This window comes from Streptomyces sp. OR43, assembly GCF_008042275.1.
Classification (GTDB): Bacteria; Actinomycetota; Actinomycetes; order Streptomycetales; family Streptomycetaceae; genus Streptomyces.
Window position 1 is genome coordinate 1 of sequence record NZ_RDBK01000032.1, and the last position, 23,722, is coordinate 23,722.

Here is a 23,722-nt window from a genome sequence, read left to right on the forward strand (position 1 = left end):
CCGGAGGGGATCATGTAGGCGGGCAGTCGGCTGCCGGCGTACGCGCGGAGGTCGGCGACGGTCGGGGTGCCGGCCGTCTGATCGGCGGGGACCAGGTACGCGACGAGGCGGCGGTCCTCGACATCGCCGAAAGCGGCGACGACGGAGGTACGGATCCGGGGGTGGCCGGTCAGGACCGCCTCGATCTCGCCCGGCTCGATACGGAAACCGCGCACCTTCACCTGGCCGTCGGCCCGGCCGACGAAGTCGAGCTGCCCGTCCGCCAGCCAGCGGGCACGGTCACCCGAGCGGTACATGCGGGTGCCGTCGGCGGCGATCGGGTCGGCCACGAACCGCTCCGCCGTCAGGCCAGGGCGACCACGGTAGCCACGCGCGACCTGCGGACCGGCGATGTACACCTCACCGGCCACACCCACGGGGACCGGGTTCAGCCGGTCGTCCAGGACGTACAGACGCGCGTTGGCGACAGGCGCACCGATCGCGGGCGCACCGGTGAGACGGCCCCGGTCCACGACACCCGTCGTCACCATGACGGTCGACTCGGTCGGACCGTACGTGTTCACCAGCCGACGACCGGCCGACCAAGCACGGGCCACCGGCTCCGTCAGGCGCTCCGCACCCAGCAGCAGGGTCTCCACACCGGACACTTCCTCCGGGTCAAGGACGCCCAACAGCGACGGGACCACACTCGCCGCGACCACGGCCTCGGCCCGCAGCATTGAGGTCAGCAGGCCGGACTCCGCCCGCTCCTCGGACGTCGCCACGACGAGGACGCCTCCGGAAGCGAGGGTCACCGCCACGTCGAGGACGGCCGCGTCGAAGCTGAACGACGCGAACTGCAGCATCCGCACGCCCGGGCCCGCTTCGAGGACCGGAGCCAGCGCCGACACCATGCCGACCACGCTGCCGTGCGCGACCTGCACGCCCTTGGGCCGCCCGGTCGACCCCGACGTGTAGATCACGTACGCCAACTGATCGGCGGCGCGAACAACCTCAGGCGGTTCCGAAGACAGGCCCGCGAGGGTGCCCCGTACGGCGGGGTCGTCCAGCCACACACCCTGCTCGACCGGCAGACCGGCCACCAGGGCCCGCTCGCCCACCACGACCTGCACCCCCGCATCCGCGAGCATGAACTCCAGCCGGTCGACCGGGTATTCGGGGTCCAGCGGCAGATACGCACCACCCGCCTGCCACACGCCGACCATGGCCGCCACCATGTCCACGCCACGCGGCAGACACAGACCGACCACCGACTCCGCACCCACACCCATCCCACGCAGGTGATGCGCCAGACGGTTCGCCCGCGCCATCAATCCGCCGTACGTCACCGACTCCGAGCCTGCCACCACAGCCACCGCGTCCGGAGCCGACACCGCCCGCTCCGCGATCAGCTCCTGCACACCACGCACCGCCGGCAGCTCCACCGACGCCGCGTTCCAGCCCTCCAGCACCAGGTCGCGCTCACCCGCCGACAGCACCGGCAGCTCACCGACCCGGCAGTCGCCCTCCTCGGCAACCGCCTGCAGCACGGTGGCCAGGTGACCCGCCAGTCGCTCGACCGTCGCCGCGTCGTACTGGGACTTCTCGTACGACATCTTGATCTTGAGTCGGCGACCGGCGCCCGCGGTCACGCTCAGCGGGTAACTCGCCTGCTGCCGGACGTGGTTGAGGTCGGTCTCCAGACCGCTCTCGGAGGAAAGTTCCCGGCCTTCGACCAGCGCCTGGTCCGGGTAGTTCTCGAAGACGAAGAGAGTGTTGAACAGCGCTTGACCCGCCGGGAGTTCGCTGCAGTCAGTGATCGTGACCAGTGGTGTGTGCTCGAAGCGGCGGGCCCGTACCTGCTCGTCCTGCAGCCCCGCCAGCCACTCCGCGACCGGCCGGTCACGCTCCACCCGCACCCGCACCGGCGTGGTGTTCAGCAGCAGGCCGACCATCTCATCCATGCCGTCGATCTGACCGCCGCGACCCGATGACGTCACACCGAACACGACATCGTCCGAACCCGCATACAACGCCAGCACCAGCGCCCACGCGCCCTGCACCACCGTGTTCAACGTCAACCGATGACGCCGCGCGAACCCGGCAAGACCCTCACCCGCCACCGTCGCCGGCAACCGCAGATGCAGCTCCTCCAGACCCTCCTCGCCCGTCGCCCGCTCCACGCCCAGCGACGTCACCTCACCGAACCCGGCCAACCGCCCGGCCCAGTACTCCCGCGCAGCCTCCTCGTCCTGACCCGCAACCCACGCCGCGAACTCCCGGAACGACGCCCGCACACCCAACTCCGGGCGCCGGCCCGCACGGAACGCGTGATACGCCTCCAGGACCTCACCCAGGACGATGGGCACACTCCACCCGTCCAACAGCAGGTGGTGATAGCTCCACACCAACTGATGCCGACCCTCGGCCAGACGCACCAACGCCAGACGAACCAGCGTGGAGGCCGTGAAGTCCGCACCACGCGCCCAGTCCTCGGTGAGGAACTGCTCGTAGGCCACCTGCCGCCGCTCTTCGTCGAGGTGCGCGAAGTCCACCAACCGCAGGGGCAGCGGCACGGACCGCGACACCACGACGAGGGGTTCGGCCACTCCCTCCCACACCACGGCGGTGCGCAGCACCTCGTGCCGGGAGAACACCAGCTCCCACGCCAGCGTGAGGGCGTCGAGGTCCAGTTCGCCTTCCAGCAACAGGCCGTTCTGGACCCAGTACATGCCGGAGTCCTCGGACAGCTGCCCGTGGAAGAGCATGCCCTTCTGCAGAGCCGTGAGCGGATAGATGTCCTCGATCTCGGTCGGGAAGCGGCCCGCGATGCGATCCAGCGCGGCCTGGTCGATCGGCGCCGCGAGCGGGAAGTCGGACGGCGTGTGGCCGCCGGTCTCCGGGCGGCAGCAGTACTCGATCAGGTCAGCCAGCACCTCGACGTACCGCTCGGCGAGGCGTGCGATCGTCGCCTCGTCGTGCACCTCGGCGCCGTACGTCCACACCATCTCCAGGCGGCCGTCGGCCACTTGGCTGTTGACAGCGATGAGGTGGGGACGCTCGCCCTCGGCCGACTGTGCCGCACCGAGCGGGTCGCCGGACGGCCTGAAGCGGACACGGCTGCTGTCCTGGGCGGCAGCGCCGGCCGTGTCGGGTCGGCGGCCGGACTGGCCGAGGTAGTTGAAGCCGACCTCGGCTTGCCCCTGCGGCGTCCAGTCGGTGAGATGGCGCAGGAGACCATAGCCCAGACCCTTGCGCGGAACACCGCGCAGGTACTCCTTCGTACGGCGCAGAAGCGCACCCAGGTCACCGTCGACCAGAGCGGTGAGCTCCACCGGGTACACGCTCGTGAACCAGCCGACCGTGCGCGACACGTCGATATCCGCCCCGACGTCCTCACGGCCGTGACCTTCGACATCCACCACAACAGACCGCGTACCGGTCCACTCGGTGAACACCGCCCCCAGCACGCTCAGCAGCACGTCATCGATCCGCGTACGAAACGCCGCCGGCACCTCACGCAGCAACCGCTCCGTCAGCCCGGCCTCCAGGGACACCGACACCCGCCGCGCCCCCGACACCCGGTTCGCACCACCCTCGATGACGCGCGGCAACGGCTCCACCGCCGCCTCCGCAGCCCGCCAGAACTCCGCCTCCSCCACAACCTCCGMCGAAGCCGACAACTCCTCCAGACGCTCCGCCCACGCCACGAACGACGACGTCTTCGCCACCAGCTCCACRCYGCCGACACCCAGCTCCACCTGCGCATACGCCGACGCCAGRTCCTCCAGCAACACCGGCCAGGACACCGCGTCCACCACCAGGTGATGGACCACMACGAGAAGCAACTGGCCGCGGKCACCGCGCTCGAACAGCGCAAAGCGCACCAGMGGCCCCTCRYTCAGGTCGAGACCGGCCTGGATCTCGGTGGCCCGCGCCTCAAGGAACTCCGCCTCGTCCTCACCCACSACGCCCGCCGCGTCGACGACCGTGACCAGATCCCCCGTCTCAGCAGCCAGCACATGACCGACCCACGCCCCGTCACGACGCACGAACCGCGAACGCAGCACATCATGCTGCTCGACCAGCGCACCCACCGCCGACCGCAACAACTCGACATCAACCCACCCGTCGACCTCCAGAACCGTCGACTGATTGAAATGCCCCGCCCGCGGCAACTCCCGCCCCAGGAACCACCGCTGGATCGGAGTCAGCGGAAACTCACCCACCACCACACCCTGCTCCGCAACAACCCCACTCTCGGACGACGCCACCGACGCCAGGCCCGCCACCGTCTGATGATCGAAGAGCTGCGCCACCGTCACATGAACACCCAGCTCACGCGCCCGAGCCACCACCCGGATACTCACRATCGAGTCGCCACCGAGCTCGAARAAGTTGTCCTCGACCCCGACCCGCTCCACACCCAGAACCTGAGCCCACACCCCCGCCAGGACCCGCTCCACCTCGGAACGCGGCGCGACGAACTCCCCCGCCACCCCCGCCCACACACCCTCAGGATCAGGCAGAGCCCCACGATCCAGCTTCCCGTTCGGCGTCAGCGGCAACACCGCCAACTCCACGAACACCGAAGGAATCATGAAGGCGGGCAGAGACTGCTGCAGGTGGTCCCGCAGATCGCCGACCGCGGGGATGCCTTCGGCCTGGGACTCGGGGACGACGTACGCGACGAGACGCTGCTCGTTCCCGGCCCCGAAGGGGGTCACCGCGGCGGTGCGTACGGCAGGGTGGGTGGCCAGCGCCGAGACGATCTCGCCGGGCTCGATCCGGAAGCCGCGCACCTTGGCCTGGTCGTCCGCCCGGCCCAGGAACTCCAACTCCCCGTCCGGCAGCGAGCGCACGCGGTCGCCCGACCGGTACATGCGGCTGCCGTCCCCGGCGAAGGGGTCGGCGAGGAAGTGCTCGGCGCTGAGCGCGGACCGGTCGAGGTAGCCGCGGGCGACACCCGCGCCGGCGATGTACAGCTCACCGGCCACGCCGACCGGCACGGGGCGCAGCTGGTTGTCCAGGACGTACGCCCGGGTGTTGGCCATCGGCGCACCGATCGGCGGAACGCCCTCCCCCTCCGGGGCGAGGACGGCGATGCTCGCGCAGACCGTCGCCTCCGTCGGACCGTACGCGTTGAGAAGGCGGTACCGGCCACGCCAGCGGGCCGCCGCGGCCTCCTCCAACCGCTCGCCCGCCGTCACCAACGTCCGCAGACCCGCCAGATCAGCCGGCTCAAGAACGGCCAGGAGCGACGGCGGCAGCGTCGCCACCCGCACGTCCTTCTCCCGCACGAGCGCGGCCAGCGCACGCGGCTCGCCCCGCTCCACCGCCGTCGCCACCACCAGACGACCACCCGCCGCCAGCGTCACCGCAACCTCGGACACGGCCGCGTCGAAACCGAACGGCGCGAACTGCAGCACCCCGTCACCCTCGCCGACCCCGAACGCACGCGCCTGCGCCAACGCAAGGTTCACCACACCCCGATGCGCGACCTGCACACCCTTCGGACGACCCGTCGAACCCGACGTATAGATCACGTACGCGAGCTGGTCGGGGGCCGTCGTCACGTCGGGGGCGCTCGCCGGGAGCCCTGCCAGCGCGTCCGCGACCGCCGACTCGTCCAGCCTGATCACGGTCTCCGCCGCCAGGCCGGCAGCCGTCGCGCCCGCGCAGACGAGCACCTTGGCGCCGCTGTCCGCGAGCATGAACTCCAGGCGCTCGGCGGGGTATTCGGGGTCGAGCGGCAGGTAGGCGGCGCCCGCCTGCCAGGCCGCGAGCGCCGCCACGACCATGTCGATGCCGCGCGGCAGGCACAGGGCCACCACGGTGTCCGCACCGGCACCCGCATCGCGCAGGTGGTGGGCCAGGCGGTTGGCGCGCGCCACGAGGTCCCCGTACTCCAGGGAGTCGTCGCCGCACACCACTGCCACGGCGTCCGGGCGTGCGGCGGCGCGGGCCGCGATCAGTTCGTGCACGCCGCCCACCGCGGGCAGCGGCTCGGCCGTGTCGTTGCGCTCGTGCAGCAGGCGGGACCGCTCGGCCTCGGTCAGCACCGGCAGGTCGTCGATCGGCCGGCCCGCGTCCTCGGCGAGGGCGTCGAGGAGGGTGACGAGGTGGCCTGCCATCCGCTCGATCGTGGTCGGGTCGAACAGCTCGCTGCTGTACTGGAACTCGCCCGAAAGCTCGTCCCCCGACGCTCCCAGCGTGAGCACCAGGTCGAACCGCACCGGCAGCGCGTCCGGCGCCGGACCCTGGGGCTCGGCAGAGTTCTCGGGCTCTCGCGCGGCTTCGGGCTCGCCGACGTCGCCGGACTGGCCGTTGTCGTAGTCGAACAGGACCTGGAAGAGCGGGCTCCGCGAACGGTCGCGCTCCGTCACGAGCTCGTCGACCAACTCCTCGAACGGCACGTCCTGGTGCGCGTACGCACCGAGCGCCGTCTCCCGGACGCGGCCGAGGAGTTCGGCAAATGTCGGGTCGCCGGACAGGTCGGTGCGCATGACGAGGGTGTTGACGAAGAAGCCGATGAGGTTCTCGGTCTCGGCCCGGTTGCGGTTCGCGATCGGCGTTCCGACGACGACGTCGTCGGTGCCCGCGTAGCGACCCAGCAGCACGTTGAAGGCCGCGAGCAGGGTCATCGACATGGTGGCGCCGGCCTCGCGGGAGACGGCCCGCAGCCGCTGCGCCGTCTGCGCCGGCACACGGAACTCGGCGAAACCGCCGTCGGTGGAGCGGATCGCGGGGCGCGGGCGGTCGGTGGGCAGTTCGAGGGCCGGCAGGCCGCCGAGGCGGTCGCGCCAGTACGAGAGCTGCGCGTCGAGCACGTCGCCGGTCAGCCACTCCCGCTGCCAGACCGCGAAGTCCGCATACTGCACGGTCAGCGGCGGCAGCGGGTCCGGGTCCCCGCTCCGGAAAGCGTCGTACAGCGCCATCAGCTCGCGCCGCAGGATCCGGCCCGACCACTCGTCCGACACCACGTGGTGCATCGACAGCGCCAGGACGTGCTCCTGCGTCGACACCTTCACGAGCGTCGCGCGCAGCAGCGGCCCGCGCGCCAGGTCGAACGGGGTCTGTGCCTCCGCGGCCACGACGGCCCGTACGGCGGCGTCCGGGTCCGATCCCGCCGGCACCGACACGATCCGGAGGTCGAACGGCGCGGGCTCGTCGATGACCTGGTGCGCGACACCGTCCGCGTCCGCGACCAGACGCGTCCGCAGCACCTCGTGCCGCGCGACCACGCCGCCCAGCGCCGCACGCAGCGCCGCCACGTCGACGTCGTCGTCCCAGCGGACGGACGTCGCCAGGTTGTACTCGGACGATCCCGGTTCCAGCTGGTCGAGGAACCACAGGCGCTGCTGGCCGAAGGAGAGCGGCAGGGCCTGGTCACGGCCGACGGCCACGACCGGAGGGGCGACGGCGGCGGTGCCGGCGCCCTCGATCACGGCGGCGAACTGCCGCACGGTCGGCTCGTCGAAGAGCGCCGACAGCAGCACCTCGACGCCGAACACCTCACGGACGCGGGAGATCACCTGGGTAGCGAGGAGCGAGTGGCCGCCGAGCTCGAAGAAGTTGTCCTCCGCGCCTATCTCGTCGATGCCCAGAACCTGCGCCCACACCTCGGCCAGGATCTGCTCCACCTCGGTCCGCGGCGCGGCGAAGCCCGTCTGGTCCTGGAGCACGCTGTCGGGGGCCGGCAGTGCGGCGTGGTTGAGCTTGCCGTTCGCGGTGAGCGGGAGTTCGCTCAGCTCGACAAAAACGGACGGGACCATGTATTCCGGCAGCCGGTCACCGAGGAATCCGCGCAATTCCCCGACCGCGGGAATCCCGATCTCCGCATCTGCCGGAACCAGATAGGCCACGAGTCGACGTTCCGCCCCCACACCATGGGCCGTCACCACAGCGGAAGCGATCTGCGCGTGACCGAGCAGCGCGGCCTCGATCTCGCCCGGCTCGATCCGATACCCACGCACCTTGATCTGACCGTCCGCACGGCCCACGAAATCCAACCGGCCATCCCCCAGCCAGCGAACCCGGTCACCCGTCCGATACATCCGCCCACCATCACCAGCGAAATCGAGACGCTGAAGGACGGTACCGACGCGGTCGGTAACCGCACCCGCGTCAAGGTCGTCAAGAACAAGGTCGCGCCGCCGTTCAAGCAGGCCGAGTTCGACATCCTCTACGGCCAGGGCATCAGCCGCGAGGGCGGCCTGATCGACATGGGCGTGGAGCACGGCTTCGTCCGCAAGGCCGGCGCCTGGTACACGTACGAGGGCGACCAGCTCGGCCAGGGCAAGGAGAACGCCCGCAACTTCCTCAAGGACAACCCCGACCTCGCCAACGAGATCGAGAAGAAGATCCTCGAGAAGCTCGGGATCGGGGTATCGGCGACGGCCTCGGTCGCCGAGGACGCAGACACCGCCCCTGTTCGTGGCGCCGGCCGTGCCCCGGAGAAGAACGCCGCCTGACAAGCGTGGGCGCCCACCCGCCGCCCAGCCTGCCGCCGCAACCGGGCCGGCAGGTCAGCGGGGCGTACGGAGGGCGAGGAGGGCGATGTCGTCGGTGCTTCCGGTGCCGAAGTCGGCGAGGACCTCGTCGCAGAAGGTGTCGAGGGGCTCGCGTGCCAGTGCGGCGGCCTCTTCCCGGAGCCGGCGCAGCCGGTGTCCGACGCTCTCGCCCGGGCGTTCGATCAGGCCGTCGGTGTAGAGGAGGAGGGTTGCCGCGGGTGGCAGGAGCGCTTGGCAGTCGGGACGTTCCTGCGTGGGGTCCACGCCCAGGAGAAGGCCGTGGGAGTCGTCGAGGTAGTGGGTGTCGCCATCGTGTTCGACGAGCAGGGGCGGCGGATGCCCGGCGTTGGAGAAACGCAGGCACCAGTGGTGTGGGCCGGCGGGTTCGAGGCATGCGTAGATGCAGCTGGCCATGTACGCCGGGTAGAGGGCCTCGGTGATGACATCGAGGCGGTGCATGATGTCGCTGGGTGGTTCTCGCCGGTCGCAGGCCAGAGCACGGAGCATGTTGCGCAACTGGCTCATCGTGACGGCGGCCTGTACGTCATGACCGATCACGTCCCCGATGATCAGGGCGCTCGCACGGCTGGGCAACGGGAAGTGGTCGTACCAGTCTCCGCCGACCTCTGCGGCTGTGGGGGCGGGCACATACCGCGCGGTGACCTGGTAGGGACGGCTGACCGGCAGGGGTGGCAGCAGTGAACGCTGGAAGCGTTCGGCGACATGCTGCACGGAGGCGAAGAGGTTGCTGTTGTCCACGGCCAGGGCGGTGCGGTGGGCAAGCTCTTCGAGAAGGGCGACATCCTCGTCGGCCAGGGCCGGCCGCGAGGTGCCCCGGGCGACGGTCAGAGCACCGACCACGTGTCTGCGGGTGCGCAGCGGGGCGATGATGGCGCTGTGGGCGCCGAGCCTGTCGAAGAGTTCCCTCTGTACGGAGTGGAAGGCCTCGCCGTCGCCTTCTCGAAGGTCGTCGCGTTCAAGAAGCTCGTCGTTTTCTCGAAGGTCGTCGCCCTTGAGAAGAAGTGGGCCGACTCCCCGCAGCACCCGCGCCAGGGGGTCGGCGGACTCCTCGGGAGGCGGCGGGAGCGTGCCCTCCAGCCGCCCGGTCGGCAGCTCACGCTCGTCATGATGCGCCACCACGACGCGCCGGGCCGCCTCATGGTCGCTCAGCAGGTCGATCGCGCACCAGTCCCCGAGCTGTGGCAGTACCACGTCGCACAGGCGCCTCAGCGCTTCCTCGAGGTCGAGTGTGCCGGCCAGGGCGCTACTCGCATCGGCCAGTAGCGCGAGGCGCTCAAGTGCTTGTTCGAGCGCGGTATCGACGATTTCCGTTTCCGCCATGCCTGGCTCCTCTCACATCAGCGAACGCGGCTGCCGTGGTCGGGCGGCGTCCGGACACCGGAGCAGGGAGCTGATTCCGTCGACGGGCCTGCTCGGCGCGGGGCTTGTGGCGACGAGGTGGGGCACGGGGCGGGTGGCGCGGAGCCAGCACTTGTGCAGGTGAGCGCGGAGAACTCCCCAAGCCGGAGGGCCGCCCGCTCGCGCCTGCCCTGCGTCTGTGCGTCTGTGCGTCTGTGCGTCTGTGCGTCTGTGCGTCTGTGCGTCTGTCTACATTCTCGGCCTGTTCCCCGTCGGCAGCGATGGCTCGGCATCCCCGTGGGCCGGTTTCCGAGGCGGCGTGCGACCGGCTCCGCCGGCGCTTTTCTTACTCACGCCTCCAGCGGTGCGTCGCGCAGGCCGAGCCTCAGGTGCTCGACGTGGAAGAGTGCTTGGTCGAGAAGTTCGGCGACGTGGTGGTCGTAGAGGGCATAGACGATCGAGCGCCCCTTGCGCTCCCCCGCGACCAGTCCCAGATTGCGCAGCAGCCGCAGCTGATGCGAACAGGCCGACTGTTCCATGCCCACCGCTTCGGCGAGCTCCCCGACCGAGCAGGGGCCTTCCTGGAGGCGCGCGAGGATCCACAACCGGGAAGGCGTGGCCAACGCCTGGAGGGTCGCGGCGACGTCGGCGGCACCCACGACGTCAAGCCGTTCGCGTGTGGTGGCGGTGCTCTTGTCGTCGGCTCCATGACCCATGGGCCCATCGTAGTCACGACAAATGAAGACCTGTTCATGTGTTCCTGTATCGTGAACCTCGCCCGATCCATGCCCCCGAAGGGTTGCTCCCGCATGCCGTCTGCCGTGATGCAGCACAAGGAACCGGTGCCCGCCCCGCAGTCGGCCCGTCCCCCCAGGCGCACCCGCGTACTCGCACTTGCCGAGGCACGGTGGGCCGCTGTCGCCACGGCCGCCTTTCTGGTGGCGCTGCCGCTTCAGCTGGCTTCCGTCCCGGCATGGATCTGGGGTCCGCTTTACGCCGTGTCGTACGTGACAGGCGGCTGGGAGCCTGCCTGGGCGGGCCTGCAGGCCCTCAGGGGCAAGACCCTCGACGTCGACCTGCTGATGATCGTTGCCGCCATCGGAGCCGTCTCGATCGGCCAGGTGATGGACGGAGCCCTGCTGATCGTCATCTTCGCCACCTCCGGCGCCCTGGAAGCCCTGGCCACGGCCCGGACCCAGGATTCGGTACGCGGCCTCCTCGACCTCGCACCCTCCACGGCCACCCGGCTGCGGGACGGCACCGACGAGGAAACAGTGCCGACCGCGCACCTGGTCACCGGGGACACGGTCCTGGTCCGGCCCGGCGAACGCATCGGAGCGGACGGCCGCGTGCTGGCCGGGCACAGCGACGTCGACCAGGCCACCATCACCGGCGAGTCGCTGCCGACGGCCAAGCAGCCCGGGGACGCGGTCTTCGCCGGCACGTTGAACGGCACCGGCGCCCTGCGCGTCGAGGTCGAGCGGGACGCGTCGGACTCCGTGATCGCGCGGATCGTGGCGATGGTCGAGGAAGCATCCGAGACCAAGGCACCGACTCAGCTCTTCATCGAGAAGGTCGAGCAGCGCTACTCCCTCGGCCTCGTGGTCGCGACCCTTGCCGTGTTCGGCATCCCCTTGGCCTTCGGCTCGGACCTGACCGATTCCCTTCTGCGAGCGATGACTTTCATGATCGTCGCTTCTCCGTGCGCGGTGGTGCTGGCGACGATGCCGCCGCTGCTCTCCGCCATCGCCAACGCCGGACGCCACGGAGTACTGGTCAAGTCCGCCGTGGTGATGGAGCGCCTGGGCCAGGTCGACACCGTCGCACTCGACAAGACCGGCACCCTGACCGAAGGCACGCCCCGCGTCACCGCCGTCCGCCCGCTCACCGGCAGCGGTCTGTCCGAGGACGCACTCCTGACCCTGGCAGCGGCGGCGGAACACCCGAGCGAACACCCGCTGGCCCGCGCCGTCGTGGATGCCGCCCAGAAGCGAGGCCTCCGCATCCCCGCCGCCGAGAACTTCACCTCCGCCCCCGGCGTCGGGGTAGCCGCGACCGTCGAAGGAACCGCGGTCTCCGTCAGCGCCCCCGGTCGCCTCCCCGCCCACGCAGACGTACGCGCGGCGGTCTCCGCACTCGAAGAGGGCGGCCACACCACGGCAGTGGTCCTGATCGACGACCGGCCCATGGGTGTCCTCGGCATCGCCGACCGGCTCCGCCCCGATGCCTCCGCAACCGTCTGCGCCCTCACCGCGCTCACCGGCAGCGCCCCGCTGCTGATGACCGGCGACAACCCGCGTGCCGCCGCCCGCCTGGCGGCCGAGGTCGGGATCACCGACGTACGGGCCGGACTGTTGCCGCAGGACAAGGCCGCAGCCGTACGGGAAAAGGAGGCGGCCGGGCGGAAGGTGCTGGTGATCGGCGACGGCGTGAACGACGCCCCCGCCCTCGCCGCCGCACACACCGGCATCGCCATGGGCCGGGCGGGCTCCGACCTCGCCCTGGAAACCGCGGACGCCGTCATCGTGCGCGACGAACTCGCCACCGTGCCCCAGGTCATCCGGCTCTCCCGGCGGGCCCGCGGACTGGTGGTGCAGAACCTCGCGATCGCCGGACTCTTCATCTCCGTCCTGGTCGTCTGGGACCTCGCCGGGCACCTGCCGCTTCCCTTGGGCGTCCTGGGCCACGAGGGCTCCACGGTCGTCGTCGGCCTCAACGGACTGCGACTGCTGCGTGAGTCCGCCTGGACACGCTCCCCCGCTGGGCGGAGGAGGGCAGGCCGCGCCACCCTGTGAGAACGACGCCGTTCGCACCGACCGGCACGCCCGGCCCGAACCCGAGGCCGATCCCGGCCTCGGTCGACGGCGTCCGACGGCCGGCACTGCCGGTGGAACTCCGCGGGCAGCGATGAGTTTCCCGGTCCGCTCCCGTCCTACCTGGTGTACGCCGCGGAATCGGAGGCAGGCAATGAGCAGGACAGCCCACATCACACAGGTCGCCACGATCGGGGTCCGCGTCACCGATCAGCAGAAGGCGATCGACTTCTACGTCGGTGCGCTCGGCTTCGAAGTACGCCGGGACGTGCCCTTCGGCGACGGGCGCTGGATCGAGGTGGCACCGCCTGGGGCAGCGACGACGATCGCGCTCGTTCCCGAAGGGATCCCGACCGGAATCCGTCTGTCGACCCGGGACGCCGACGCCGACCACGCGGCCCTGCGCGCACACGGCGTCGACGCCGATGCGGAGGTCCTGCGGATGGGGTCCGCAGTGCCGCCCATGTTCGGTGTGCGTGACCCGGACGGCAACAGCCTGTTTGTCATCGGAAGCTCCTGAAGAGGTGGTACCCGTGCTGGACCAACAGTTCACCGCAACCTTGCGGAAGAGCCCGAACAAGGGCGGCTGGACCTACGTGGTGTGGCCCGAGTCGGCCGCGTTCTTCGGCACCCGCGGCCTGGTGAAGGTCCGGGGCACGATTGACGGTCATCCGTTCCAGAGTTCGTTCATGGCCTTGGGAGACGGTACGCACAAGCTGCCGGTGAAGGCGGACCTGCGCAGGGCGATCGGCAAAGAGGAAGGGGACACCGTGACCATCCGGCTGGATGAGCGCGTGGACGCCTGACGCCCGCAAGCGCGTAGCCACCTCGGTACCGGAGGCGGCGCGACCGGCTGTGCCGCATGCTGCCGAACCCGTTCAGCGAGCGCGGCCGCGGACTCTGTCCGCTGCGAAGAACCGCCGCCCGACTCGGCGGGAAACCACTCCTGCGGTGGCGGCGGACGCGGCACTGCCCGAGGACCGGCAGCCGCACCTCACGGTGGTGATGCGCGAGGTTCGTGCCCACGCAACTCCGTCAAGGCAACCCACCACGAGGGCTCACGGCTTGACCGGACGGAACAGGCTGGACACTCCGGAAAGGGCGCCGTCGACGAGGGCGGTGCGGAGGTCCGCGCCGATGTGCCGGGCGATCACCGTGCGGGAGGACTCGTACGCGTCGGACGCCTCCTCGGAGAGCCGGTGCTTCCCCGGTGGATGTTCGCGCCGTTGGACTCGTAGTAGCCGCAGACGGCCCGGATGACCGAGCGTGGCTTCAGCGTCGTGGCCCCGTTGACCAGGTACGAGAGCGCGCGTCCGTCGATCTCCCGGCCCAGCGCCGGGAAGTCGTCCCGACTGGGTTCCTTCATCACCATGCGCCTTCCGCGGAGAGGTGGGACACGCACGCCTGGAACTTGCCGCTGCGTTCGCACGCGAGGTAGTCGACGGCATCGACCCGGACCGGGTTCGGCTCCAGGGCATCGGGCAGGCGGGCTTCCATCCCCGACGCGTCCCCGGCCTGTTCGGCGGGGTTGGCGCGATAGCGGAAGGTGCAGGCACCCGTCGTGTCCTGTTCCAGCTTGTAGAGGTCCATCCAGGGCGCGTCGCCGACCGCCGCGTCCACGGCGCCCGGCGAGACGAGGCGGCCGCCCCGCGGGCGCACCGCCTCGTGGCCCTGCCCTCGATCCGCACCACCGGCAGGTCACTGCCGCAGTCGCACGCGTCCCCCAGCGGGGTGAAGTAGTCCCCGGTGGCGTACCGGATGCGCGGCACGAGCGTGTCGTCCAGCGTGGAGACGTACAGCTCGCCCATGGTGCCCGGCTCGACGGGCCGGCCGTCCCGGACGAACTCCGGGTAGAAGTCCTGGTCGTTGATGTGCCGGCGGCCCTGGTGGCACTCGAACCCCAGGTACCCCAGCTCGGACATGCCGATCATGTCGCCGACGGGCATGTCCGCGCCCATGAACGCGTCGATCTCCCGCCGCGCCACCCGCGTCATGAGGGTGTAGCCGCTCACCATGTGCAGCGTGCGCGGAGAGGCGATCCGCCGCCCGAGCCGCCGCGCCCACCTGACCAGGGAGGCGAAGTGCGTGGAGTCCACCAGCAGCAGGTCCGGCTCGCAGATCTCCGGTTCGTCCAGCGCCTTGACGCTCTGCCACTCCGGCGTCGCCATCAGGTCGTGGGCGCCGGACAGCACCACGGTGCCGTCCGGCGGCGTCCGGTCCTCCAGGGTCGACAGGCCCGTCGCGCACTCCACGTCCGAGCAGTTCGGCGGGGCGAACCCGCACGTCCTGGGCCGGCTGCCGGGGCGCCAGAGGTCGTCGAACCGGCGGTTGACCGCGAGGGCCGTCGCCTGCCGCCGCGCCAGGTCGTACGAGAGGATGGATGGCGCTGTTGAGGCGGTCTCCGGACGTCCCCGAGCTCTGGAAGCGCATCACGTGGGGCGAGTTGAGGGTGTACCCCTTGGCGAGCACCCCCGCAGGGAAGTGGCGCCGGTAGTCCCGCTTCGAGGTGGGCGGAATACGCAGGAAGTCGTCCGCGTCCTTGATATCGCCGGGGCGGAGACCGTTGTCCTCCATGTGTTTCCGAAAGAAGGCTGTATTTTCGAACATGTGCGCGATTTCCTGGCGCGCGGCCTCAAATGCCGCCGACCCGGTCACGCTTCGGCCGTCAGCATGTCACTCACCGGATCCGCGCTCGTTCTCCTGGCGCACCCGCTTGTCGAGCTGCTTCGCGAAGTCCGTCCAGGTTCCCGCGTAGTACCGGGCCAGGTCCAGTACGAGGCTGCCGCAGTGGCTCGGCACGGCCTCCATGAGCTCCTCGCCGGCGCGCGTCGCCACCGCGTTCTGCTGCTGCAGCAGCCGCAGCAGCTGCCGGCCGCCCTCCTTGTGCCGGAGCGAGGGGTCCCGCAGCAGCTTCTCCAGCAGGGCTGCGGCGGGGTCCGCCGGGAGCTGGTTCCGCTTGGGCTCGACGCGCCGGTCGGCGCCGTCGGCGGCCGCGGGCGGGTCCGCGGGGGCGTCGGCGGGAGCCTCGGGGGCGCGGGCCGGCTCGACCACCGGGGCCAGGCCCGACTCGAGCCGCTTGCGGACGTCGCTGACGGTCGCGGGCGAGATACCGGCGAGGCGCGCCACCTCGCGCAGTGACGCCTCCGGGCGTTCGGCGATCAGTTCGGCGGCTCTCAGGCGCCCGTCGACGCTGCTGAGCGGACGCGTCTTGCCGTCCCTGCCGATGCGGGCACTGAGCTGGGGCAGCGCGTCGGCCGCGCGGCGCCGGATCGCCGCGACCGCCTTGGCGCCGAGGCCGGCCGCCCGGGCGATCGCCCGGTCCGACATCTGCGGGTGGGAGGCGATGATGCGGCCGGCGGCGGCCCGTCGGTCGGCCAGGGTCAGCGGGAGGCCGTGGGAGACGTTCACCTCGACCGCACGCAGGAACGCTTCTTCCGGCGTTCCGTCGAACAGCTCGACCTCGATCAGCTCATGGCCCCGCAGCTTCGCGGCCATGAGGCGGTGCATGCCGTCGATCACCCGCATGGTGCGGCGGTCCACAAGAATCGCGGGAGTCTGTGTGTCGATCTCCGCGAGTCTCGCTATGTGTTCCTCGTCCAGACCCTCCGAACGCGGAGACTCTCCCGGAAGAAGTAACTCGATCGACATCAGGGAGACATTCCCGTGCCGATCAGAGGGATTCCACGGCCCCCTGTCGCCCTCGTCGGCAACTTTGTCCGAATAGGATTTGAGCATGCGAACTGACTGAATCAAGGCATTCACCTAATCCGGTTCCGATTCGGAGTGCGCCATTCGAGTCGACTCGAATGGCGATCCGAATACTGTTCGCCGAGCACCTGACTTGCCGTTCCCGACCCCACCCCCGACGGTCCCAACGCGCTGGCGCCATCATGCGTCCTGGAACCTGCGGGAGGGCAGCAGAGCACCACGATCTCGGCCCCCCGTAACACTCCTGTCTGCCGTGCCGTTCGTTACCATCGTCACTTTGACGACCCCGCCGTGTCTACCGGACGATTCAACTTTCCCCAGCTGAACACGCGTCACATCAGTCACAGAAGTTGATGCCGWCCGGCCGGTACGCACCGACGTTCGTGCGGCGTTCAGGGCGGACTTCGAGGCGGCGTTCAGACGACGCTCGGACGACGTTCGGCCGGCGCCCGAGCGAAACCCGAGCGCCGGCACGATACCGGCCGGATGGCAAGAGTGTTCAACTGCTGCTTCGCGTCATGCGAGCACCACTCGGGCCATCAAGCGGAAGCAGCGAATCGCCCCACCTTGTCGATCACATCGGGGCTGTACAGCCGAAACGATTGCTGGAGCGCGAACTCTGCCATATAGGACTGGAACCCGGTCCGGGATTCCTCCGCGAGGTTCAGCATCCGGCGGTTGGCGAGGACCGCGGAACCCCGCATCCGTCCCAGCGCCGCCTCGACGGCCTCGTCCAGCTCCTCGCTCTCGTGCACCTCGTCGAACACCAGCCGGGCCTCCGGCTCGCTCGCCCGCAGCCGACGGCCGCCGAGAATGAGCTGCCGGGACAGACGCGGACCGACGGCCCTGCCCAGACGGAAGTTGGACGCCCCCGGGATGATTCCCTCCTTGGCGGCCGGAACGCTGAAGTACGCGTCCGAGGCGGCGAGCACACAGTCGAACACCAGCAGGATCTGAGCACCACCACCGATCGCGAAGGTGTCCACCGCCGCCACCCACGGCTTCTCCACCGTGGCCGGCAGCCCTCCCGGGGCGTCCCCGGTCAGCACGCCGCGAAGAATCTTGTGAATGTACCCGAGCTCCCGACGCAGCAGGAAGTCGACGAGCGAGATCCCGCCACCGTGCAGCGTCTTGAGGTTCACGCCCGCGCTGAAGACCCGCCGGCCCCGGTACCGGGGATGCGTCATCTCCCCGCCCCGCAGCAGACAGACCTCCACCGCCGGGTCGAGCAGCGCGAGATCGACCGCCGTCTCCATGTCGTCGATCTGCTGGTCGTCCTCGGCGTTCAGACAGTCGTCACGACACATCGTCAGACGCGCGGCCCCCTCCGTCCGCTCCAGGCGCACCGATCCCAGGTCCGCCTTGCCGGTGCGCAGGAACTCCGGCAGCAGCCCGAGCGCTCTCGGTGTGGGCCGCAGCATCGCGTCGAGCAGATGCGCCCCCGCGGCCGGCGAGCGCAGGACCGCCCGGAAGAAGAGGCCCTGGTCGATCTCGTCCCCTTCCTTCTCCGCCTGCGGACGCGAGCGTTCCGTCGCCAGTCGCTCGGGGGTCGGCACGAGACCGGGGAAGGCCGTCGCGGCGCCGTCGGCCAGCTCGGCGACCCGCAGGTAGCGCGTGCGGCCGGCGGTCAGCTCGTCGTACACGGCGTCGGCGTGCTCGCCCAGGAACGCGGCGCGCAGCTCCCGCGCCCCGGCCCGGGCCGCGGCGGCCGCCTCGCGCTGGTCGGGTGAGCGGCGTGCCGGTTCGGGCAGAGCCGCGATGACCTCGTCGGCGCGGGCGGCGGCCTTCGCGAGGGCCACACGCGCCTGCGCGAGTTCGCCGCACACGGCCCGGAGTTCGTCCAGTGCGCCGTCCGGCACGGGTTCGGTGCGGTTCACGACCGGCCTCCCGCCGCCGCGGCGCGGCGCAGCGTGCGGTCGCACGCCGCGAGGTGGACGCCGAGGGCTTCCTCGAAGCTCGTCGTGGGAGCGTCGAGGAGCAGCTGGCGCCGGATGGCCAGTTCGGTCCCGGCGACGGCGCCCGACCGCTCCACGGCGACGGCCACGGCCTTAGCCGGGTCGTCGACGACCTCGTCCACGAGGTTCAGGGCCAGCCCGTCGGCCGCCTCGACGGGCGTGCCGAAGAGCACGGCCCGGCGGATCACGGCCGCGTTCGAGCCGTGCTTCGCGAGCCGGAAGAGCGCCATGCCCGGCCAGGTCACCCCGTCCTCCACCGGCACCGTCAGGCGGGCCGAGCGGGTCGCGATGCGGTAGTCCGCGGCGAGGAAGGCGTCCAGGGCCAGTCCCCCGCAGTCGCCCGTGGCGACGGCGATGGTGGCCGCGGGCAGCCGCTCCAGACGGCGCAGCACCTGCTCCCATTTGTTGACCAGTGACACGGTCAGGTCGCGGGCCCGGGGTCCCTCGGGCGAGCCGGACACCTGCACGACCACCGTGGCGCGTCCGTCCTGGTCCTCCGCCTGGTCGCAGGCAGCGGCGACGGCCGCGACGATCTCCGCGGAGATCGTCTGCCGGCCGTCGACGCGCAGCAGGACGTGGTCCCCCGCGTCGGCGAGGTCGGCTGGGAGGGCGGGGTCCCGCGTCGCGTCTGTCATCTTCTTCTCCGTCACCACTGCACCAGCGCAGCCTCGATGGTCGAACCGGGTCCCATGACCATGAGGACGCCGTAGTCCCCGGATCGGGTCACTCGTTCCTGGAGCAGCCGTTCGTAGGAGAACAGGAACGAGCCGCTCGACAGGTTGCCGTAGTCGCGCAGGACATCGACCGTGTGGCGCACGTCGTGCCGGGTCAGGCCCAGGTTGACCCGGACCGCGTCGATGACCTTCTTGCCGCCCGAGTGGACCAGCCAGTGGCTGATGTCGCTGCGGCGCAGTCCCGCGCCGTCCAGCAGGCGGCCGATGATCTGCTCCGCGTTCGCGCCCACCACGTACGGGACCTGGGGGTCCAGGAAGAAGCTGAACTTGCCCTGGGAGTCGTCCCAGTCGAAGCGCATGGCGTCGATCGCGTCGGTGATGAGGTGGCTGGCGAAGGAGAGGACGCGCGGGCTGCCGGACTCGGTCTCCGCGTCGGGGGTGCCGTGGGCGGTGTCCTCGGTGTCGGTGATCAGGGCGACCGCGGCAGCGCCGTCCCCGAAGAGGCTGTTCACCACGGCGGTGCGCAGGGTCGAGTCGATGACGTACGCGGCGGAGCACGCCTCCACGCAGAGCATGACGGCGACCTTGCCGGGGTTGGCGACGGACCAGCCGTTCACGGCGTTCAGCGCGTTGAGGCCGGCGTTGCAGCCCATGCCCACCACGTCGACCCGGCTGGTGCGCGGCGAGATGCCCATCTCGCGGATGAGCAGGGCGCTCAGTCCCGGGGTGAGGAATCCGGTGGTGGTCACGCAGCACAGGTAGTCGATGTCCGCCAGCTCGAGGCCCGAGTCCTCCAGGCAGGCGCGTACGGCACGGGCGCCCATCTCGAGCGCCATCCGCTTGTGCTTGGCGAGCAGTTCACCCTGGCTCTCCTCGATCAGGGCGCCTTCGGCGTCCAGTTCGGGGAGGGCGAGGTGGCGCCGGTCTATGGCGCTGTTGAGGAAGACGGAACGGACCTTGGGGTCCTCGATGGCAAAGTGGTCGAGCAACTCCTGCTGGGTGTAGGAGTGTTCGCTGTTCGCCGTGCCGACACCGACGATCCGGGCCTTGGTGGTGGTCTTGGTCCGGGAGGCGCGGGCCTCCGTGACGTCGGCGTCGGGCGCGATGGTCAATGCGGTCATCGGAACGTCCACCCCCACATACGGGTTCTGCTGCGGATGAGAATCTTTGCTGCCAGCACCGCTCGTCCTTCCGTGCGTTGATCGGGAATCAGGCTTGTGAAGCAGGGCCGTGAAGCAGACAGATCAGTCGGTTCGGTGCGCCTGCGCCCGGACGAAGCGGGCCAGCCGGTCGACGCCGTCCACGATCTCCTCGTGGCTGAGGTAGCTGACGGACAGCCGCAGGCTCGTCTCGCCGCCGCCGTGCGGATAGAAGTACGACATCGGCGTCCAGATGACGCCGAACTCCTCCGCGCAGCGCTCCAGCGCGGCGTTGTCCGCGCGGAACGGGACGTTCACGGCGAGGAAGAAGCCGCCGGCGGGCTCGTTCCAGTCGATGCCGAGCGCGCCGCGCTCGTCCTCGGGGAAGCGCCGGTCGAGCTCCCGGAGGGTGGCCCGCATGGCGTCGCCGTAGTACGCGGCGGTGCGGGTGTTCAACTCCGAGGTACGCCCGTCGACGGAGAGCAGCATGCCGGCGGTGACCGCCTGGCTCACCGGAGAGGTGTTGACGGTCAGCATGCTCTTGATGCGGGCGAGTTCGTCCGCGAGCAGTCCGGTGTGGCCCGCGTCGTCGACGACCGTCTGGTCCGCGACCACGAAGCCCACCCGGGTGCCGGGGAAGAGCGTCTTGGAGTACGAGCCCAGGTGCACGACCCGGTGCCCGCGGTCCAGGGACTTGAGCGTCGGCAGCTGCTCGCCGGGGCTGACCATCCGGTACGGGCTGTCCTCCAGGATCAGGATGTCGTGCCGCTCCGCCAGGTCGAGCAGTTCCAGGCGGGCGGGCAGCGTCATCGACGTGCCGGAGGGGTTGGAGTGGTCGGGGATCACGTAGAACGCGCGCGGGCGCCGGCCCCGGGCCCGCTCGGCGAGGATCGCGGTTTCCAGGACGGCGCAGTCGAAGCCCTTCTCGCCCTCCTCGACGGTGCCCACCTCGACGTCGAGGAGCCGTGCGGCGCCGGTGATGCCCACGTAGCAGGGGCTGGAGACGAGCAGCACGTCGTCGGGGCCGGAGATGAGGGCCCGCACCGCGAGGAACATCGCCTCCTGGCAGCCCACGGTCACGACCACCGACGCCGGCGGGACGTCGATCCCCTCGTCCTTGCGCAGCGAGTCCGCGACGAGCTCCCGGATCTGCCCGGCGGTCGGCCCGTACTGGAAGATCGCGGAACGGACCTGCTCGGGGCTCGCGCCCTCCGCCGCCAGGTGGTCCAGGTAGCCGCGCAGGTACCGGAAGACGTCCTCGGTGTCGAAGAAGCCGTCGTACGGGCGCCCCGGCGCGAACGACACCGCGTCCGGGTAGCGGTGGGTGACCTCGTTGAGGAAGTTCATCGTGTCCAGGACCGGGGCGGAGACGCTGCCGTGCAGCTCCTCCTTGCGGAGCCCGCGGGCGGCGGACCGCTCCCGCGGCGGTACGGGAAGCCGGTTGCCGGGCTCCTCCGGCCCGCCGACGAGTGGCGGGCCCGCCCGGTCGACGGACGGCGTGCCCGTGAACGTCATCGTCTCCACCAGCTCGTCGACGACCGTACCGAGCACCCGCTCGACGCCCGCCTCGCCGCCGGCCGCGAGGCCGTGCAGTACCGGACGTCCCAGGAGCACGGCGTCGGCGCCGAGCGCGAGCGCGGCCAGCACGTCCGAGCCGCGCCGCACACCGCCGTCGACGAGCACGGGGCAGGCGCCCCGGACCGCGTCCGCGATCTCCGGCAGGACGTCGAGCGTCGCGGGGACGGCGTCCAGCTGGCGGCCGCCGTGGTTGGACACGACGATGCCGGCGGCCCCGGCCGCGACCGCCTGCCGTGCGTCGGCGGGCGTCAGGACGCCCTTGACCAGGACCGGCAGCGAGCTGGTCTCCCGCAGCCAGGCGACCGCCCGCCAGTCCAGGGCGTCGTCGAACTCGGCCAGCGCGTGGTCCGCGGGCGAGTCGAAACCGGCGCCGGTGAGGTTGGCGGGCACGATGCCGTCCGGCAGCCGGAAGCCGTTGCGCAGGTCGCGCAGCCGGCGGCCGAGCCGGGGCGCGTCCGCCGTGAGGACCAGCGCCTCGAAGCCGGCCCGCGCGGCACGCTCGACGAGGGACCGGGTCGTGTCGCGGTCCCGGAAGCAGTAGACCTGCAGCCAGAGCGGCGCCGTGGCGGCCCGCCCGATGTCCTCGAAGGTCCGCCCCGCGAAGGTGCTCACCACGAGGGGCAGGCCGGCCCGGCCGGCGGCCGAGGCCGTGGCGACCTCGCCCGCCGGGTCCGCCAGGGTGTGGTACGCCAGGGGGGCGACGCCGACGGGCGCCGCCCAGGTCCGGCCCAGGATCCGGGTCGTGGTGTCCGGTCGCCCCACGCCCGTGAGCACCCGCGGGCGGAAGCGCACGCGGTCGTACGCCTCCACGTTGGCCGCGAGGGTCCGCTCCTCCCCCGCGCCGCCCGCGCAGAAGTCCCAGACGCTCGGCTCCATGCCCGCGCGGGCCAGGTCCGACCAGTCCGCGAGGGTGTAGGGGCCCGGCGCGCCGCCGTCCGCCGCCGCGCCGCTCACCCCGCGGCCAGCCGGTCTCGCTCGACCGCCTCGTACAGGGCCCGTATGTTCGCGCTGCCGAAGCCGCGCGAGCCCTGACGCTGGATGAGCTCGAAGAACAGGGTGTTGCGCTCGTACGGCGAGCGGCTGAACAGCTGCAGCAGGTAGCCCCACTCGTCGCGGTCGGCGAGCACCTGGACGGCTCGCAGCTCCGCGACCTCCTCGCGCATGCCGCTGATCCGCTCGGCGAGCACGTCGTAGTACGAGTCGGGCGTGGCGAGGAACTCGGTGCCGGCCTCGCTCATCCGCCGCACCGCGGGGATGATCTCGTCCACCAGGAAGGCGAGGTGCTGGACGCCGGGTCCGCCGTTGCGGTCGAGGAAGGCGTCGAGCTGCCCCCGCTCCTTCGACGGGTCCGGGGCGACCAGGGTGAAGGTGACCCGCCCGGAGTCGCTGCGGACGACGATCGAGTCCATCGCCTGGTCGCCGACAGCCACGTACTCGGAGGAGTAGCGGGACATCCCGAACGCGGCCTCGTAGAAGTCCGCGTACTCGGTGAGGCGGTGCCCCTCCAGGCACACCGCGATGTGGTCGAGCAGCCGGACCGGACCCTCCTGCGCGGGGTCCGGCACCGGCGTGGTCGGCACCCAGTTGCGGCCCGGCGGCAGCTCGGCGGTCGCCGCCGTGGCGTGCGGCAGCAGCGTGTGCGCGACGTCGCCGAAACCGGAGACGACCGGGTGGCCGTGCGCCAGGCCCAGGGACCGGGCGCCGGCGGCCACCGCCGCGTCGTGCGTCGCCGCCACGTCGTCGCAGCTGAACGCGATGTCCGCGATGCCGTCGCCGTGCCGGTCGAGGAAGCGGGTGGTGCCCGGGCCCGACGTCACGATCAGCCGGGTCTCCCCCTGACGCAGCAGAATGGAACTCCGGTCGGTCTCCACGGAATCGGCGATGCGGGTGAAGCCCATGCCCGAGACGAAGTAGTCGACGGCCGTCGGCGCGTGCCGGGTGTAGAGCTCGACGTACAACAGGTCCTGCACTGTCATGTCTGTCTCCTCAAGAGCCGTTGAGTTG

The 23,722-nt window shown here is 70.9% G+C and carries 14 protein-coding genes and 1 pseudogene; 4 read left to right on the plus strand and 11 right to left on the minus strand.

The annotated features are described in order from the left end of the window. A partial coding sequence (locus EAO72_RS16060) for a non-ribosomal peptide synthetase (protein ID WP_148018024.1) occupies positions 1 to 8,036 on the minus strand: 8,036 nt, incomplete at its 3' end. 21 nt (positions 8,037 to 8,057) lie between these two features. Here EAO72_RS16060 and EAO72_RS16065 point away from each other — a divergent pair. Next, positions 8,058 to 8,453: pseudogene (locus tag EAO72_RS16065) on the plus strand (recombinase RecA); the annotation flags it as partial. A 54-nt stretch (positions 8,454 to 8,507) separates the two neighbouring features. Here EAO72_RS16065 and EAO72_RS16070 read toward each other — a convergent pair. Beyond that, on the minus strand, positions 8,508 to 9,833 hold the full coding sequence (locus EAO72_RS16070) for a PP2C family protein-serine/threonine phosphatase (RefSeq protein WP_148018025.1): 1,326 nt from the start codon (positions 9,831 to 9,833) through the stop codon (positions 8,508 to 8,510). Positions 9,834 to 10,201: 368 nt separating this feature from the next. Continuing rightward, positions 10,202 to 10,567, minus strand: a complete 366-nt coding sequence (locus EAO72_RS16075; RefSeq protein ID WP_148018026.1) for an ArsR/SmtB family transcription factor — start codon at positions 10,565 to 10,567, stop codon at positions 10,202 to 10,204. A gap of 93 nt (positions 10,568 to 10,660) precedes the next feature. Here EAO72_RS16075 and EAO72_RS16080 point away from each other — a divergent pair, with 93 nt between their 5' ends. The 3 genes from EAO72_RS16080 to EAO72_RS16090 all read left to right on the plus strand — a co-directional run bounded on the left by EAO72_RS16080 (position 10,661) and on the right by EAO72_RS16090 (position 13,470). Continuing rightward, positions 10,661 to 12,646 (plus strand): heavy metal translocating P-type ATPase, encoded by a 1,986-nt coding sequence (locus EAO72_RS16080; protein WP_148018027.1) that lies wholly within the window; start codon positions 10,661 to 10,663, stop codon positions 12,644 to 12,646. A gap of 172 nt (positions 12,647 to 12,818) precedes the next feature. After that, positions 12,819 to 13,184 carry a VOC family protein gene (locus tag EAO72_RS16085; protein WP_148018028.1) on the plus strand — a complete coding sequence of 122 codons (366 nt, stop codon included), beginning with the start codon at positions 12,819 to 12,821 and terminating at the stop codon, positions 13,182 to 13,184. Between the two features lie 16 nt (positions 13,185 to 13,200). Beyond that, positions 13,201 to 13,470 carry a DUF1905 domain-containing protein gene (locus tag EAO72_RS16090; RefSeq protein ID WP_261991507.1) on the plus strand — a complete coding sequence of 90 codons (270 nt, stop codon included), beginning with the start codon at positions 13,201 to 13,203 and terminating at the stop codon, positions 13,468 to 13,470. 344 nt (positions 13,471 to 13,814) lie between these two features. Here the strand turns inward: EAO72_RS16090 and EAO72_RS16095 are convergent, their stop codons facing one another. The 8 genes from EAO72_RS16095 to hppD all read right to left on the minus strand — a co-directional run bounded on the left by EAO72_RS16095 (position 13,815) and on the right by hppD (position 23,694). After that, complete coding sequence (locus tag EAO72_RS16095; RefSeq protein ID WP_187285068.1) at positions 13,815 to 14,030, minus strand: hypothetical protein; 216 nt, start codon at positions 14,028 to 14,030, stop codon at positions 13,815 to 13,817. Continuing rightward, positions 14,030 to 14,323: a hypothetical protein gene (locus EAO72_RS42495; RefSeq protein WP_222724093.1), complete on the minus strand. Its 294-nt coding sequence runs from the start codon at positions 14,321 to 14,323 to the stop codon at positions 14,030 to 14,032. Before EAO72_RS42495 ends, EAO72_RS16095 begins: the two co-directional genes overlap by 1 nt. Positions 14,324 to 15,337: 1,014 nt before the next feature. After that, positions 15,338 to 16,312, minus strand: coding sequence for a ParB/RepB/Spo0J family partition protein (locus tag EAO72_RS16105; protein WP_148018030.1), 975 nt, complete (start codon positions 16,310 to 16,312; stop codon positions 15,338 to 15,340). 599 nt (positions 16,313 to 16,911) lie between these two features. After that, positions 16,912 to 18,198, minus strand: coding sequence for a (3,5-dihydroxyphenyl)acetyl-CoA 1,2-dioxygenase DpgC (gene dpgC, locus EAO72_RS16110; RefSeq protein WP_148018056.1), 1,287 nt, complete (start codon positions 18,196 to 18,198; stop codon positions 16,912 to 16,914). 47 nt (positions 18,199 to 18,245) lie between these two features. Then, on the minus strand, positions 18,246 to 18,962 hold the full coding sequence (gene dpgB, locus EAO72_RS16115) for an enoyl-CoA-hydratase DpgB (protein WP_148018031.1): 717 nt from the start codon (positions 18,960 to 18,962) through the stop codon (positions 18,246 to 18,248). An 11-nt stretch (positions 18,963 to 18,973) separates the two neighbouring features. Beyond that, positions 18,974 to 20,122 carry a 3,5-dihydroxyphenylacetyl-CoA synthase DpgA gene (gene dpgA / locus EAO72_RS16120; RefSeq protein ID WP_148018032.1) on the minus strand — a complete coding sequence of 383 codons (1,149 nt, stop codon included), beginning with the start codon at positions 20,120 to 20,122 and terminating at the stop codon, positions 18,974 to 18,976. Positions 20,123 to 20,245: 123 nt separating this feature from the next. Further along, entirely contained in the window at positions 20,246 to 22,672 is a 2,427-nt protein-coding gene (locus tag EAO72_RS16125; protein ID WP_261991501.1) for an aminotransferase class I/II-fold pyridoxal phosphate-dependent enzyme, read from the minus strand. Then, the gene (hppD, locus tag EAO72_RS16130; RefSeq protein ID WP_148018033.1) at positions 22,669 to 23,694 is read right to left on the minus strand and encodes a 4-hydroxyphenylpyruvate dioxygenase; all 1,026 of its coding nucleotides are present in this window, start codon (positions 23,692 to 23,694) and stop codon (positions 22,669 to 22,671) included. The genes EAO72_RS16125 and hppD overlap by 4 nt, the downstream gene beginning before the upstream one ends. Positions 23,695 to 23,722 lie beyond the last annotated feature (28 nt).

Coding starts and splice junctions, on each gene's coding strand:
- dpgB (WP_148018031.1), bottom strand. CDS start 18,962: ATGACAGACGCGACGCGGGACCCCGCCCTCCCAGCCGACCTCGCCGAC.
- EAO72_RS16105 (WP_148018030.1), bottom strand. CDS start 16,312: ATGTCGATCGAGTTACTTCTTCCGGGAGAGTCTCCGCGTTCGGAGGGT.
- EAO72_RS16080 (WP_148018027.1), top strand. CDS start 10,661: ATGCCGTCTGCCGTGATGCAGCACAAGGAACCGGTGCCCGCCCCGCAG.
- EAO72_RS16070 (WP_148018025.1), bottom strand. CDS start 9,833: ATGGCGGAAACGGAAATCGTCGATACCGCGCTCGAACAAGCACTTGAG.
- EAO72_RS16085 (WP_148018028.1), top strand. CDS start 12,819: ATGAGCAGGACAGCCCACATCACACAGGTCGCCACGATCGGGGTCCGC.
- dpgA (WP_148018032.1), bottom strand. CDS start 20,122: ATGACCGCATTGACCATCGCGCCCGACGCCGACGTCACGGAGGCCCGC.
- hppD (WP_148018033.1), bottom strand. CDS start 23,694: ATGACAGTGCAGGACCTGTTGTACGTCGAGCTCTACACCCGGCACGCG.
- EAO72_RS16095 (WP_187285068.1), bottom strand. CDS start 14,030: ATGAAGGAACCCAGTCGGGACGACTTCCCGGCGCTGGGCCGGGAGATC.
- EAO72_RS16075 (WP_148018026.1), bottom strand. CDS start 10,567: ATGGGTCATGGAGCCGACGACAAGAGCACCGCCACCACACGCGAACGG.